The organism is Rhodococcus sp. IEGM 1372, from assembly GCF_030056835.1.
In the GTDB taxonomy this organism is placed as follows: Bacteria; Actinomycetota; Actinomycetes; order Mycobacteriales; family Mycobacteriaceae; genus Rhodococcoides.
Window position 1 is genome coordinate 68,541 of record NZ_JASHKS010000005.1, and the last position, 12,898, is coordinate 81,438.

General features: G+C 64.8%; 14 protein-coding genes. 2 read left to right on the forward strand and 12 right to left on the reverse strand.

Translation table 11 applies throughout. The annotated features are described in order from the left end of the window. Positions 1-68: 68 nt before the first annotated feature. The 3 genes from QM590_RS08260 to QM590_RS08270 form a co-directional block, all read right to left on the reverse strand. The gene (locus tag QM590_RS08260; protein ID WP_149406986.1) at positions 69-1,904 is read right to left on the reverse strand and encodes an acyl-CoA dehydrogenase; all 1,836 of its coding nucleotides are present in this window, start codon (positions 1,902-1,904) and stop codon (positions 69-71) included. 79 nt (positions 1,905-1,983) lie between these two features. Continuing rightward, the gene (locus QM590_RS08265; RefSeq protein WP_269594503.1) at positions 1,984-2,607 is read right to left on the reverse strand and encodes a class I SAM-dependent methyltransferase; all 624 of its coding nucleotides are present in this window, start codon (positions 2,605-2,607) and stop codon (positions 1,984-1,986) included. A 23-nt stretch (positions 2,608-2,630) separates the two neighbouring features. Beyond that, the gene (locus QM590_RS08270) at positions 2,631-3,701 is read right to left on the reverse strand and encodes a glycoside hydrolase family 183 protein (protein ID WP_149406988.1); all 1,071 of its coding nucleotides are present in this window, start codon (positions 3,699-3,701) and stop codon (positions 2,631-2,633) included. Between the two features lie 179 nt (positions 3,702-3,880). On the opposite strand from QM590_RS08270, the gene QM590_RS08275 reads away from it, so the two are divergent. Beyond that, positions 3,881-4,315, forward strand: coding sequence for a MarR family winged helix-turn-helix transcriptional regulator (locus QM590_RS08275; RefSeq protein WP_269594504.1), 435 nt, complete (start codon positions 3,881-3,883; stop codon positions 4,313-4,315). A 6-nt stretch (positions 4,316-4,321) separates the two neighbouring features. On the opposite strand, the gene QM590_RS08280 is transcribed toward QM590_RS08275, so the two are convergent. The 5 genes from QM590_RS08280 to QM590_RS08300 all read right to left on the reverse strand — a co-directional run bounded on the left by QM590_RS08280 (position 4,322) and on the right by QM590_RS08300 (position 7,825). After that, positions 4,322-4,483 carry a hypothetical protein gene (locus tag QM590_RS08280; RefSeq protein WP_176460173.1) on the reverse strand — a complete coding sequence of 54 codons (162 nt, stop codon included), beginning with the start codon at positions 4,481-4,483 and terminating at the stop codon, positions 4,322-4,324. Between the two features lie 196 nt (positions 4,484-4,679). Then, positions 4,680-5,330 carry a TIGR04282 family arsenosugar biosynthesis glycosyltransferase gene (locus QM590_RS08285; RefSeq protein WP_269594505.1) on the reverse strand — a complete coding sequence of 217 codons (651 nt, stop codon included), beginning with the start codon at positions 5,328-5,330 and terminating at the stop codon, positions 4,680-4,682. Next, a complete protein-coding gene (locus QM590_RS08290; protein WP_082898705.1) occupies positions 5,327-5,980 on the reverse strand; it encodes a glycosyltransferase in 654 nt (217 codons plus the stop codon). Before QM590_RS08290 ends, QM590_RS08285 begins: the two co-directional genes overlap by 4 nt. After that, on the reverse strand, positions 5,973-7,031 hold the full coding sequence (locus QM590_RS08295) for an NAD-dependent epimerase/dehydratase family protein (RefSeq protein WP_269594506.1): 1,059 nt from the start codon (positions 7,029-7,031) through the stop codon (positions 5,973-5,975). Before QM590_RS08295 ends, QM590_RS08290 begins: the two co-directional genes overlap by 8 nt. Beyond that, the gene (locus QM590_RS08300) at positions 7,028-7,825 is read right to left on the reverse strand and encodes an S-methyl-5'-thioadenosine phosphorylase (RefSeq protein WP_269594507.1); all 798 of its coding nucleotides are present in this window, start codon (positions 7,823-7,825) and stop codon (positions 7,028-7,030) included. The genes QM590_RS08295 and QM590_RS08300 overlap by 4 nt, the downstream gene beginning before the upstream one ends. A gap of 112 nt (positions 7,826-7,937) precedes the next feature. Between QM590_RS08300 and QM590_RS08305 the strand changes: the two genes are divergently transcribed. Continuing rightward, on the forward strand, positions 7,938-9,221 hold the full coding sequence (locus QM590_RS08305; protein WP_269594508.1) for a glycosyltransferase family protein: 1,284 nt from the start codon (positions 7,938-7,940) through the stop codon (positions 9,219-9,221). Here the strand turns inward: QM590_RS08305 and QM590_RS08310 are convergent. The 4 genes from QM590_RS08310 to QM590_RS08325 all read right to left on the reverse strand — a co-directional run bounded on the left by QM590_RS08310 (position 9,208) and on the right by QM590_RS08325 (position 12,875). Next, positions 9,208-9,873: a methyltransferase domain-containing protein gene (locus QM590_RS08310; protein ID WP_269594509.1), complete on the reverse strand. Its 666-nt coding sequence runs from the start codon at positions 9,871-9,873 to the stop codon at positions 9,208-9,210. The two genes, QM590_RS08305 and QM590_RS08310, sit on opposite strands and share 14 nt — an antisense overlap. After that, positions 9,870-10,340, reverse strand: a complete 471-nt coding sequence (locus QM590_RS08315; RefSeq protein WP_269594510.1) for a hypothetical protein — start codon at positions 10,338-10,340, stop codon at positions 9,870-9,872. Before QM590_RS08315 ends, QM590_RS08310 begins: the two co-directional genes overlap by 4 nt. 90 nt (positions 10,341-10,430) lie before the next feature. Further along, the gene (locus tag QM590_RS08320) at positions 10,431-11,126 is read right to left on the reverse strand and encodes a hypothetical protein (RefSeq protein WP_149406994.1); all 696 of its coding nucleotides are present in this window, start codon (positions 11,124-11,126) and stop codon (positions 10,431-10,433) included. A 162-nt stretch (positions 11,127-11,288) separates the two neighbouring features. After that, a complete protein-coding gene (locus tag QM590_RS08325; RefSeq protein WP_269594511.1) occupies positions 11,289-12,875 on the reverse strand; it encodes a GMC family oxidoreductase in 1,587 nt (528 codons plus the stop codon). Positions 12,876-12,898: the final 23 nt, after the last annotated feature.

A 12,898-nucleotide genomic window follows, 5' to 3' on the forward strand; every position in this document is an offset into this window, starting at 1 on the left:
CCGCCCCGGCGTACATATGACAACGGCCGCACTCGAGAACGAGTGCGGCCGCCGAAGAGTTCAGGGAATCAGAATGCTGCTTCGTCCAGTTCCATGATGTCGTTGTCGATGTTGGTGAGGATGGCGCGGGTCGCCGTGAGCTGCGGCAGGATGTTCTTGGCGAAGAACGAGGCCACTGCGATCTTGCCCTCGTAGAACGCCTTGTCCTTGCCCTCTGCGCCGTTGTCGAGTGCGGCGATGGCGATCTCGGACTGACGCAGCAGCAGCCAGCCGATGAGCAGGTCGCCGAAGCCCATGAGGAAGCGCACCGATGCCAGACCGACCTTGTACAGCTCGGTGGGCTGGTCCTGTGCGCCCATGAGGTGCTGGGTCATCGAGGTGACGATGGCCTGCACGTCTTCGAGTGCGGTGGCGAGCAGTGCGCGCTCGGCCTTGAGGCGACCGTTTCCTGCTTCGCTGTCGATGAACGACTTGATCTGTCCGGCAACGTGAGCCAGCGCCACACCGCGATCGCGGGCGATCTTGCGGAAGAAGAAGTCCTGCGCCTGGATGGCGGTGGTTCCTTCGTACAGCGAGTCGATCTTGGCGTCGCGGATGTACTGCTCAAGGGGGTAGTCCTGCAGGAACCCGGAGCCGCCGAGGGTCTGCAGGGATTCTGCGAGTACCTGGTAGGCGATTTCGGAGCCGACACCCTTGACGATGGGCAGCAGGAGGTCGTTGACGCGGTATGCGATGTCGGCGTCTGCGTCCGAGACCTGCTTGGCGGTGACCGGATCCTGGTGTGCGGCGGTGTAGAGGTACACCGCACGCAGGCCTTCCGAGTACGCCTTCTGCATCATCAGGCTGCGACGCACGTCGGGGTGGTGGGTGATGGTGACGCGGGGAGCGGTCTTGTCGGTCATCTGCGTCAGGTCTGCGCCCTGGACGCGCTCCTTGGCGTACTCGAGTGCGTTGAGGTAGCCGGTGGAGAGGGTGCCGATTGCCTTGGTGCCGACCATCATTCGAGCGTGCTCGATGACGTCGAACATCTGCGCGATGCCCTTGTGGACCTCGCCGACGAGCCAGCCCTTGGCGGGAATGCCGTTGCCACCGAAGGTGAGTTCACAGGTGGCGGAGGCCTTTAGGCCCATCTTGTGCTCGACGCCGGTGACGAAGGCTCCGTTGCGCTCGCCCAGTTCGCCCTTCTCGAAGTCGAAGAGGATGGACGGCACGAAGAACAGGCTCAGTCCCTTGGTTCCGGGTCCGGCACCTTCGGGGCGGGCGAGTACGAGGTGGAAGATGTTCTCGAAGAGGTCGTCGGACACTGCCGAGGTGATGAAGCGCTTGACGCCTTCGATGTGCCACGAGCCGTCGTCCTGCTTGATCGCCTTGGTGCGACCTGCGCCGACGTCGGATCCGGCGTCGGGCTCGGTCAGGACCATCGTGGCACCCCAGCCGCGCTCGACGGCTACCTTGGCCCATTCCTTCTGCTCGTCGGTTCCGTTGTGGTACAAGATGTTTGCGAATCCGGGGCCTGCGGAGTACATGAACGCGGCCGGCTGCGATCCGAGGAGCATCTCGTTGATGCCCCAGAGCAGGTTGCGGGGTGCTGCCATGCCACCGACTTCTTCGTCGAGGCCGACGCGCCACCACTCGCCGTCGTAGAGCGCCTTGAACGACTTCTTGAAGGAGTCGGGCAGCTTCAGGCTGTGGGTTTCGGGATCGAAGACGGGCGGGTTGCGGTCGGCGTCCGCGAAGGACTCGGCCAGCGGTCCCTCGGCGAGGCGTACGACCTCGCGCAGCATGTCGCGGGCTACTTCACCGTCCATGTCGCCGAAGTTGTCGCCTTCGAGTGTCTCGTCGAGTCCGAAAAGCTCGAAGAGGTTGAACTCGAGATCCCGGAGGTTGCTCTTGTAATGGCCCATTGCTCGTTCGCTCTCCAGTCGGTGGTGCGGTCTCGTGAGTACCGCCCAAGTTAGCTACTCGTCGGTAACTTAACGGATATTACCCCCGATCCGGTTCGCTGCCAAGGGGAGGCCTACTCGCCAGTAGCAATGCGTCGATCGCTGTGCCGCCGGTCACGTCGCGATAGCGGTTTTCGGCAGTGAGGATGGTCAGCCGAGTACCGATGTCCGACGCCAAATCCTCTGGCGTGTAGAGGATCTCGGCTTCCTGTGGACCACCGACGCCGGAGTCGATGTTCGCGGAATGGTGTCCGAGAATCATGAGGATTCCATCAGGTTTCAGCGCGGAAACGGCGACCGAAACGGCCTTCTGCCGTTCGTTCGGGGGTAAGTGGAGATAGAACATGAGAACCAGGTCATAGTTCGGTTCGGTTGACAACTGCGTCACATCGGCGTGGACCCAGGTCAGTCGCTCGCGCACCGATCGCGGTGCCGAAGACGACACGTCGTTCGCCCTCGTCAGCGCCACCGAGGAGAAATCGACGGCGTCGACGGTCCAGCCGCGGGTTGCCAACCAGATCGCGTTGCGACCCTGGCCGGACGCGAGATCCAGTGCGCGACCTCGCTCGAGCGTCGTCGCGACTTCGACGAGCGTCGCGTTCGGTGCCTCGCCGTAGACGAGTTCTCGGCCTTCGTACTTGCGATCCCAGTCTGCGGCGTCCACCTTCGGAAGCCTAGTGGCGGTTCCTACAGCGTCGCGCGCAGCAGCAGCACGTTGTAGTTCTGGTAGACCGTCGCCAGGAAATACAGGTCGCGGCCGGTCGAGTAGGGATGGATGTACGGCGCGTAGATGGAGCTGACCTCGCGGGTGTCGACCAGAACCTCCGGTGGGCTCCACGGCCCGACGGGTGACGGTGAGCGTCGCAGGACGATCGAGTTGGCGTTGTCGGTCGTCATCATCAGGTACTGACCGAGGGTTGCGTTGTACGCGACGGACAGTTCGCCGACGCCGCCGACGATGGGGGCGGCCGCGGCCGGGTCGCCCTTCTTCCAGTCCTGGCCGGTCCAGTACTCGTATTCGCCGAGCCGGGCGATGTCCTGTTCCTTGACGCGAGCGACGTGGCCGAGGTTGAAGCGACCGGGCGGGGTGCCGTACTGGTAGACGTAGCCGCCGTCCTTCAGGTAGGCGCTCTGCTGGAAGTTGCGGTCGCCGCCGACGCTGGGCCGCTGGGTGTCCGGTAGTGCTGCCCAGTTCTCCCCGTTGTCGTTCGACACGGCCAGGCCGGAGAAGTTGGTCTCCCAGGTTCCCGGCGGTCCCCAGTTCTTCACGGACATCAGGTTGAGGTACTGGCTGTCGCCGACGGCCACGCCTGCCGTCGGGATTCGGCTGATCTCGACGAACGGGATCTTGGGGCTGGGGACGACCTCTTTGGTCTGGCCGATCGGGTCCAAAACGACGCTGTCGAAGTTCATGCCGTCGGCGAGGTTCCGGTCGTTGCTCCGCACGATGGCGTTGCTGCGCCACGACCACAGGCTGCCCTGCAGCAGGTTGGGTACGCCGAGGCCGGCGGTATCACCGAATGCCGTCAGCACCTCGCCGCGGCCGTTGTCCCACATGATGCCGAGATCGGTGCCGATCATGTTGACGTTCTGCGTGTTGTTGGGACTCGAGATACCGGTCACCTGAGCGACGGCTTGTGCGCGACCCTGAAGCTGCGGCAGCCCGAACGTGCCGTTGAGTCCGGCAATGGGATTGACCGCATTGGGATTGGCGAGGGCGTTGGGCCCGGTGACCAGTAGCGACGTGGCTACGGCCATGGTGGCAACGGTCAAGACTCTGGAACCCACGCGACGCACGACGATCTCCCCCACTTCGATTTCACTCCCCGGCAACCGACGAGAACCATATCAGCGGTTTGTTCGAGGCGGAATAAATCGAGTGATCCGCTGTTTCTGGAAATCGGGCGAATGCACCTCGGTGTCGTAATCTGGACAGCGTGAGTGATCTGCCCGATTCCCGGCTGGCGAGGGATTTGTCCGTCAGTGCAATGCGATTGAATCGGAGACTCCGACTGCGCCATTCCAGCGACAGATTGCCCGTCGCTCAGCTGTCGATTCTGACGACGTTGCTTCGTGAGGGTCCGATGACGACGGGGGAGTTGGCGGCGCGCGAGCGGATCAAGCCGCCGTCGGTGTCCAGGTCGTCGCACGCCTTGGTCGAGTTGGGTTTGATGAGCCGGGAGCCGCATCCGACGGACGGCAGGCAGGTGGTTCTTCTGCTGACCGATGCGGGAACGGCGACTGCGCGGCAGGAGGTTGCCGCTCGGGAAATCGCGCTGGCGGAACAATTGGACGAATTGACGCCGCAGCAGCGGGAGACTCTGGCCGCAGCGGCTCGTATTCTCACCGAGATCGTCGAGCGGGTCGACTGAACGCCGTCAGTTCTCGTGGTGAAGTTCGTGCTCGAGAGCCTCGACGTCCCACTCGATCGTCGACCCCAATTCCTCGGAGTCACCCCGGCGCGCGACGCGGCCGAGGACGGTGGCGACGACTGTCGCGAACACCATCCAGACGGCTACGCCTATCAACAACCCGGTCATGTCACACTTTCTAGCACCTGTGTCTGTGAAATAGCCGTGAAACGGTGGTTCAGCTTTGTTGCGATTCGATATTGGTCGCGTGCGGTCCGGCAATTCGGGCAGATCGAAGGTGCTGTTCCACAACGGATGTGGAGGTTGCGGCCTCGATGCGGCATTTCGGTCGAAACAGACCTGACGGAACGGACCGAGGCCCCTTTCAATTACCAACTTTTCCGACGGCAATATGGAACCGACTGTTCGGTGCGCACAATTGCGCCACCGCTTCGAGATCGGACTCGAAATCGACATCGCGCAATTCCGGGAGCATCGTGATCGACGCCCCGGCCGCGGTCAAGGCATCGAGTGTGTCGGAGCCCGTCGACGGGGCGGACATGGGCACGTCGAGCAAGAACCGAGCGAGTTCGGGGTTGCGCAGGCCGAGCGCCCACCAGCCGCCGTCCTCGGCGAATCCGAGTACGTCACTGCTGCCGAGTTGCGCGGCCGCGTCGGACAGCAAGTGCGCCGTGACCTGAGGGGTGTCCATGCCGATCTGCAGTACGGAACCGGTGGTGGCCGCGTCGGCGTGGGCATTGGCCAGTCGTTCGCCCAGTCCGTCGCCGCGCTGCGCTACGACCGTGAACGACGCCAGCGCGCGGGTCAGTTCGTCGGCGCGAGCCGCGTCGGCGAGATTGCCGGTGAGGGCCACGACATGGCGATCGACGTCGGCGGCCGAGACGGCGTCGAGGGTGTCGAGCAGCGAGGCCGCCGCCAGTTCGGCTGCGGCGGCGTCGCCGATCGTGGTGGCGAGGCGTGTCTTGGCCAGCCCGGGTACGGGGGCTTTGGCGACGACGAGAGCGGTGACGGTCACGAGAGCACCTTCCAGAAATCCCGCACGGCGACGATCGTTCCTTTCACCGATCCCGAGACCTTCGACGTTCCGGCTGTCCGTGGTCGGTAGACCACGTCGTGTTCGACGACGGTCCAGCCGGCTTCGGCCGCCAGTACCAGCAGCTGCAGTGGATAGCCCGAGCGGCGGTCGGTGACGCCGAGGTCGAGCAGTGCCTGACGGCGTACCGCGCGAATAGCTCCGAGGTCGTGCACGGGCAGCTTGTACTTGGTGCGAAGTCGAAGTGAGAGAACGGCATTGCCGATCCTGGCGTGCAGGGGTGAGCTTCCCTTCGCCGGTCGACGGCGACCGACGGCGAGGTCCGCGTGATCGAGGGCCGTCACGAGGGTCGGCAGGTCACGCGGATCCATCGAGCCGTCTCCGTCGAGGACACAGACGATGTCGGTGTCGGCTGCGACGACGCCCGCGTGGACTGCTGCGCCGTAGCCGGGCACGGTTTCGGAGATCACCGTGGCTCCGTGGGCTGCGGCGACGGCGGCGGTCGCGTCGGTGGAGTTGTTGTCCACCACGATCGTGGAGTAGCCCGCCGGTACCGAATCGAGTACTGCGGGAAGCGATTCGGCCTCGTTCATGCAGGGGATGACGACGGTCACCGATTTCTGTTCAGACACGGGGTGGTCCCGTGCCCTCGGCGTCGCGCAACGGTGCGTCGGCGAATGCGGTGAGACCGTCCCTCGGCATGATCTTCGCGCGGAATCCCAGGGTCTGTTCGGCCAGTCGGGAACTGGCGACGATGTGCCGTACATCGCCGGCTCGGTAGCGTCCGGTGATCTCGGGTGTAGGCCCGCCGCGTGCTTCGGCGAGGATCGTGGCGACCTCACCGATGGTGATCGGTTGTCCCGAGCAGACGTTGAGGGCGGTGAAGCCCTCGGTCTCTGCGTCGATCGACGCGATGTTGGCCGCTGCGACGTCGTGAACGTGCACGAAATCGCGGGCCTGCTTGCCGTCCTCGTACACGGTCGGGGCCTGGCCGAGTTCCAGCGACGAGCGGAACATCGCTGCCACACCGGAATACGGGGTGTTGCGGGGCATGTTCGGTCCGTAGACGTTGTGGTACCGCAGTGCGATCACCGAGCCGCCCGTCGATACCGCCCACGCGGAGGCGTAGTTCTCCTGTGCCAGTTTGCTCGCGGCGTAGATGCTCCTCGGTTCGAGTAACGAATCCTCCTCCACCAGAAGCCAATCGAGGGGCTCACCGGACCTCGGATCGCGATTGTCGAACAGGCCGGCATCGAGATCGGCGCGGGTGCGGGGCGGCGGAACTACGGTCTCGCCCGATGAATTGAGATACCGCCCTTCGCCGTACACGACCATCGACGAGGCGAGAACCAGGCGCGAACAGCCGGCCTCGTACATCGCGGCGAGCAGAACTGCCGTCCCGTAGTCGTTGTGGCTGGCGTAGGCGGGGGCATCCGCGGCATCGACGCCGGCTCCGACGACGGCGGCCTGGTGACACACGACATCCACCCCGCGCAATGCGTCGACGAGCGAGTCCTTGTCGCGCACATCGAGATCGATGATTCCGTCGGCTCGCGCTCCTGGGCCGTGAGCCGATTCCAGCATGGCGTCGACGGCAACGATCTCGTGGCCGGAGGCGGCTGCGGCATCGCGAATGTGACCGCCGATGAATCCGGCTGCGCCGGTGAGCAGTACCCGGGTCATGGCAGCTCGATCGGCAGCGTGAGGCCGGTGTGCACCCGACAGGTCGGGCAGTCGCCGGTGGGAGCGTCGGAGATGGCCGAGCGCACCAGTGCCTTGAGTGGCTCGATGTTCTTCTGGAACTCGGCGAACACGTCCACCGCCTTGACGCCCTGACCGGACTCGATGCCGGCGTCGAGGTCGGTCACCAATGCGATCGGTGCATAGCAGAGTTCGAGTTCGCGAGCCAGAACTGCCTCGGGGTGGCCGGTCATGTTCACCAGCGTCCAACCCTGGCGGGCGAACCACTGGCTCTCGGCACGAGTGGAGAACCGAGGACCCTCGACGACGACCATGACACCGCCGTCGATCGCCGAGTCCTGGACCGCGGACTTGCGGAGCGTCGGGCAGTACGGGTCTGCGAATTCGACGTGAATCCCGCCCTCGTCGAAGTAGGTCTGTGCTCGCCCGGAAGTTCGGTCGACCAGTTGATCGGGAATCACGACGGTGCCCGGGCCGTACTCGGCCACCAGGGATCCGACCGCGCACGGGGCGAACACTCGGCTCACCCCGAGCATCCGCAGCGCCCACATGTTGGCGCGGTACGGCAACGTGTGCGGTGAGTACTCGTGATTTCGGCCGTGTCGGGGCAGAAACGCCACTCGGCGACCTTCCACCTCGCCCAACGTGATCGGGGCGCTCGGAGCGCCGTAGGGGGTGTCGAGCACTACCTCCTCGGCGTCGGCCCCGAAGAACGAATAGAAGCCGCTGCCGCCGATGACGGCTATCTCGGCCCGCCCCGTCGCGTCGTTGTCCATCTGCTCATCCTCCATCACCGTCGGTCGATATGCTGGTCCGAAGTCCCGTTCGCCTTCAAGTCCGCAGGGAGAAAAGACTATCCGTTACTGGAGAGAAGCCGTCGCAGGCACGTTGGCCGTCGTGCTCGTCGTGGTCGCATTCGTCGTTCCGTACCTGGGAAACGAACTCGTCACCCCGATCATCAACAGAACTCCGCAGCAGGTACGTGACTTCGCCGATGCGGCACCGCTGTTCGGCTTCCGCGAGATTCACGTGGGATGGGGAACTCCTGTCGCCGTTCTGATCGCCGTCGCCACCGTGCTGTGGGGGCCGACGGTCGCACGCCGACTGTCGTGGACGCGACTGTTGTTCGTGGTGTGGGGCGCGTCGGCGGCATGGACGATGTCGCTGGCGATGGTGGACGGTTGGAAGCGCGGCTTCGTGAACCGGCTGGCATCGACGGACGAGTACCTGCACGAAGTGCCCGGCATCACCGACATTCCCGCCACGCTCCGCGGATTCTCCGAACGCATTCTGGACTACCAGGCCGATTCGTGGACGACGCATGTGTCGGGTCATCCCCCCGGCGCACTGCTCACCTTCGTGTGGCTCGACCGTCTCGGCCTCGGCGGTGGAGCCTGGGCGGCGACACTCTGTGTGCTGGTCGGCACGAGTGCCGCTGTGGCGCTGGTACTCACGCTTCGGGTCCTCGGCGACGAGAGCATCGCACGGCGGGCAGCACCGTTCGTGGCCATCGCCCCGGCCGCGATCTGGATCGCCGTCTCTGCCGATGCGTTCTACGCCGGTGTCGCCGCGTGGGGAATTGCGCTGCTGGCGATCTCGACGAAGCGCTACCTGTGGCCCGCGTCGATCGGTGCGGGAGTGCTGCTCGGTTTCGGCGTCTACCTCAACTACGGGTTGGTGTTGATGGGCCTGCCTGCGGTCGCGGTGCTGATCGCCGGGCGAAGGATTCTGCCGTTCCTCGGCGCGCTGATCGGTGCGCTGATCGTTGCCGGGATCTTCACCGCGTACGGATTCTGGTGGTACGACGGCTACTTGCTGGTGCAGGAGCGCTACTACCAGGGCATCGCGAAGGACCGGCCGTTCGAGTACTGGGGCTGGGCGAACTTCGCGGCGCTGTTCTGTGCGTTGGGTGTGGCTGTGCCCGCGGCGTTCCCACGGATACTCACCCGGCTGGAGCCGATCAACCTGTTGGTGATCTCGGGCATCGCGGCAGTGGTCATGGCGGATCTGAGCCAGTTGAGCAAAGCCGAGACCGAGAGAATCTGGTTGCCCTTCGCGATGTGGATGCTGATCGCACCTGCTGTGTTGCCGATCCGGACGCATCGTTTCTGGTTGGCGCTGCAGGTGATCGGCGCGTTGGCGATCAATCATCTACTGTTCACGAATTGGTGAACGGGGCCAGCGTCATCTGAGCGAACCAACGCCCGTGGATCGGTGCCACGTCCACCACTCGCAGGCCTGCGGCACCGGCGAGATCTGCGGTGGCGTCGGCGCTGACACTGGACCAGGCGAACCAGTCGCCGACCATGGTGTCGGTTTCCCATCGAACGGTGCGATGGCGAATTCCCGTGTCGCTGGGCGCATCCACTTCGACGATGACGGCCCCGTGGGGGGCGAGCAGGTCGGCGGCCCGGCGAAGCAGACGCACCGGGTCTCCGCCGATGCCGATGTTTCCGTCCGCGAGGAGGACACACGACCAGTTGCCTGTGTCGGGCAGTGGCTCGAAGAGGTCGCGGAGAACGGCGTTGCCGCCGCGTCCGATGGTCAGATCGACTGCAGCTCGGGAGGTGTCGACACCGAGTGCCGAAACGCCGCGTCGAGCAAGTGCTTCGGTGAGTCGACCCGGACCGCAGCCGAGATCGATCGTGGGGCCGGTACAGCGGCTGAGCATGGCGTGATCCGCGCGGCGATCCTCGGCCGACGAGGCGCTGCCACCCATCCAACGCTCGGTGGGAAGCTGCTGCCTGCTGCCGTCGGAATCGCCTATCCAGCAGGGTAGTCCGGCTGCTGCGCGGTTGAAGAGTGTATCGGCGGTGACGCTCATGCTCGGCTCCGTACGAGGGTCCATCGGGTGAAGTAGGCGGCTGCGCTCACGGTGAACAACACGGCGGTCAGTGCGAGCCAACGTCCGAGAAAGGGTTCCTGGGTCAAACCGGTTGCGGCTCGGTACGATTGCGCGCCCTGAGAGAGAATGCCGGGAAAGAACATCAGGAAGGTCAGGGCGGCTCCGAGTGCGGGAACTCGAACGAAGTTCACCGGTGACACGGCCAGGCGGTGACGCGGAATGCCGGTGAGCAGCCGATCGGCCAGTGAGTAGAGCGGGAACAGTACGGCGTCGTGCAGCAGTACCGATCCGAAGAACCACACCAGAACGGATTTCCACCACACGTCGCTGTTCCACAGAGCCTGCGGCCCCATGAGTGTCACGACGTACCCGACCAGTGCGAACGAGAGCAGCAGACCGACCGCGTGCAGCGGGTGTCCACCGTAGATCTTCGTGAAGGCTCTCATTCGTGATTCCTGACCGTGCGATGCAAACACCCGTGCGCGAGCGCCGCCGTTTTCACGGCGACAACTCGCGCACGGGCGTTCAGGAGATGATTAGGCAGTGCTGACCGTGATGGTCGCAACGCCCACGAGCAGTCCCGGGGTCACAGCATCGGTGTTGAAGGTGCTGTTGAGCAGTCCGGCAGCGGTCTCCGAGATCTTCACCTGGGTGCCCTGCAGGATTGCGGTGTTGTCCGGTCCGGTAGCGAGCGGCTGCAGGGTGCGGCCGTCGAGATCGAACAGAACTGCGTCTGCGGCAGCTTCCTCGCCGTTGACCATGACGTCACCGGTGAGAAGCGAAGTGCCGGGATCGATGTCGAAGTTGATGAGCTCGACGACGGTCTCGCCGGCGGTCAGCGACAGGCCGCTGCCGTCGTGCATGATCTCGCCCTGGACGTAGGGGTCGACGGTGCCGGGCTCCCAGTACTTGACGTCTCCGCCGGTGATCGGGAAGCGGATGGATCCGTCTGCGAGAGTGGCGGTTCCGACGACGCCGGGCGTGAGGCCCAGGGTGGTCAGCGCACCGGTGAAGCCGGGATCGAGTGCAACTGCGGTGTCGACACCGTTGCTGAGGTCGGGGACCTCGGCTGCGGGCTCGGGCTCGCTCTCGGTGGTTTCCATGGCCGACGCTGCCGAGGAGGTGGCGTTGTCGACGGTGTCGGACGCCTCGTCGCTGGAGCATGCGGCAAGCGGGACGATGGTGAGTGCACCGATTGCGGTGGCGGCCAAAGCTTTACGAACAGTGAACATGTCGGTCAACCTTCCGTGCTCGTCTCTCGAGCGTTGTGGGTCATTCGGCGCTGCTTGCCGAGCGGATGGGTTCCATCTCGATCCCTTGCAAGGGATCGTGTCCACCTGTTACCCAACAAACCGGACTATCAAACCGGAATTTTTCCGAAGGTTCACTCGGGATCAACGAAGGATCAGGTCCGCAGCTCGTTCGCCGATCACCACCGACGGCGCGTGAGTGTGTCCGCGGATGATGCTGGGCATGATCGACGCGTCGGCGACGCGAAGGCGATCGACGCCCCGCACTCTCAGCTCGGGATCGACGACACTGGCGGGGTCGTTGCCCATACGTGCAGTGCCCACGGGGTGGTACAGCGTGTGCGCATTCTGTTCGAGGGCCTCGGTGAGCAGGTCCGCCGGGGAGATGTTCGACGCCACCCTGGGGCGTACGACGTCGCCGAGCAGTCCCTTCAACGACGGGGTTTCGGAGATGGCGACGCAGGCGCGCAGGCCTTCGATCATCGCCTTGCGGTCCAGTCCGCCGGGGTCGCTGAGGTAGCGGGGTTCGACGACGGGCTTGGCCGACGGGTCGGCCGAGCGGAGGGTGATCTCGCCGCGGCTCTCGGGTTTGACGAGTACCGCGCCGATGACGGCGGCGTGCGAGTCCTGGCCGACGAGTCCCTCGTCGAAGAACGGTGCCGGTCCGAAGATGAGTTCGAGGTCGGGCAGGGCCAGGTCCTCGCGGCTCTTGATGAAGCCGTACGCCTCGGCGACGTTGGAGGTGAGCATGCCGCGTCGGCGCGCGAGGTAGTTGACCAACTCGGGGATCTTCTCGGCGTGGAAGAGGGAGTCGCTTTCGGTTTTCCAGCCGATGAGGGCGGCCAGGTGGTCGAGGAGGTTCTGCCCGACGCCGGGCGCGTGGTGTTGGACGGCGATGCCGTGCGACTTCAGCTGTTCCTGGTCGCCGATGCCCGAGAGCATCAGCAGTTGCGGGGTGTTGATGGCTCCGCCGGAGAGGATCACCTCCTTACGTGCGCGCACGGTGTGTGTCTGCCCGCCGGAGGCGTATTCGACTCCCACCGCGGCGCTGCCCTCGAAGAGCACACGGGTGGCCTGTGCCTCGGTGAGGATGGTCAGGTTCTTACGCTTCTTCGCCGGTCGCAGGTATGCGTCGGCGGTGCTCCACCGTGCTCCACGCTTCTGGTTGACCATCGTGCGGGTGAAGCCCTTGGGCTCGGGCAGGTTCGCGGTTTCCAGCGGATAGCCTGCTTCTTCGACGCCGTCGAGGAACGACGACGTCAGGTCGCGGGGGCTGCGCTGGTGGGAGACGATGAGGGGGCCATCGGTGCCGGCGTCGACTGCTGTTGTGCCCTCGATGTTCTCGATCTTGCGAAAGTATCCGACGAGGTTTCGGAAAGACCACGAGTCGTCGGACACCGCTGCCCACTCGTCGTAGTCGGCGGCGAATCCGCGCACCCACATCATCGCGTTCATCGACGACGAACCGCCGAGCATCTTGCCGCGCGGCCAGTAGATGCTGCGATCACGCAGCTCGGGTTGCGGTTCGGTCAGGTAGTCCCAATCGACCTCGCTGCGAAAGAGTTTGGAGAACGCCGCGGGGATGTGGGCGAACTTGTTCTTGTCCTCGGGGCCGGCCTCGAGGAGGATCACCTCGTTGCGTGGGTCTGCGCTGAGGCGATTGGCCACCACCGCGCCTGCCGAACCTGCGCCCACCACGATGTAGTCGGCCGTCGTGCGCTGAGAGCTCATGATTGTCCTTCGGTCGTCGACGG

Excerpts from the sequence above, each read along its gene's own strand:
- QM590_RS08320 (WP_149406994.1), bottom strand. The coding sequence starts at position 11,126 with ATGTTCACTGTTCGTAAAGCTTTGGCCGCCACCGCAATCGGTGCACTC.
- QM590_RS08315 (WP_269594510.1), bottom strand. The coding sequence starts at position 10,340 with ATGAGAGCCTTCACGAAGATCTACGGTGGACACCCGCTGCACGCGGTC.
- QM590_RS08310 (WP_269594509.1), bottom strand. The coding sequence starts at position 9,873 with ATGAGCGTCACCGCCGATACACTCTTCAACCGCGCAGCAGCCGGACTA.
- QM590_RS08280 (WP_176460173.1), bottom strand. The coding sequence starts at position 4,483 with ATGACCGGGTTGTTGATAGGCGTAGCCGTCTGGATGGTGTTCGCGACA.
- QM590_RS08270 (WP_149406988.1), bottom strand. The coding sequence starts at position 3,701 with ATGGCCGTAGCCACGTCGCTACTGGTCACCGGGCCCAACGCCCTCGCC.
- QM590_RS08325 (WP_269594511.1), bottom strand. The coding sequence starts at position 12,875 with ATGAGCTCTCAGCGCACGACGGCCGACTACATCGTGGTGGGCGCAGGT.
- QM590_RS08260 (WP_149406986.1), bottom strand. The coding sequence starts at position 1,904 with ATGGGCCATTACAAGAGCAACCTCCGGGATCTCGAGTTCAACCTCTTC.
- QM590_RS08295 (WP_269594506.1), bottom strand. The coding sequence starts at position 7,031 with ATGACCCGGGTACTGCTCACCGGCGCAGCCGGATTCATCGGCGGTCAC.
- QM590_RS08300 (WP_269594507.1), bottom strand. The coding sequence starts at position 7,825 with ATGGACAACGACGCGACGGGGCGGGCCGAGATAGCCGTCATCGGCGGC.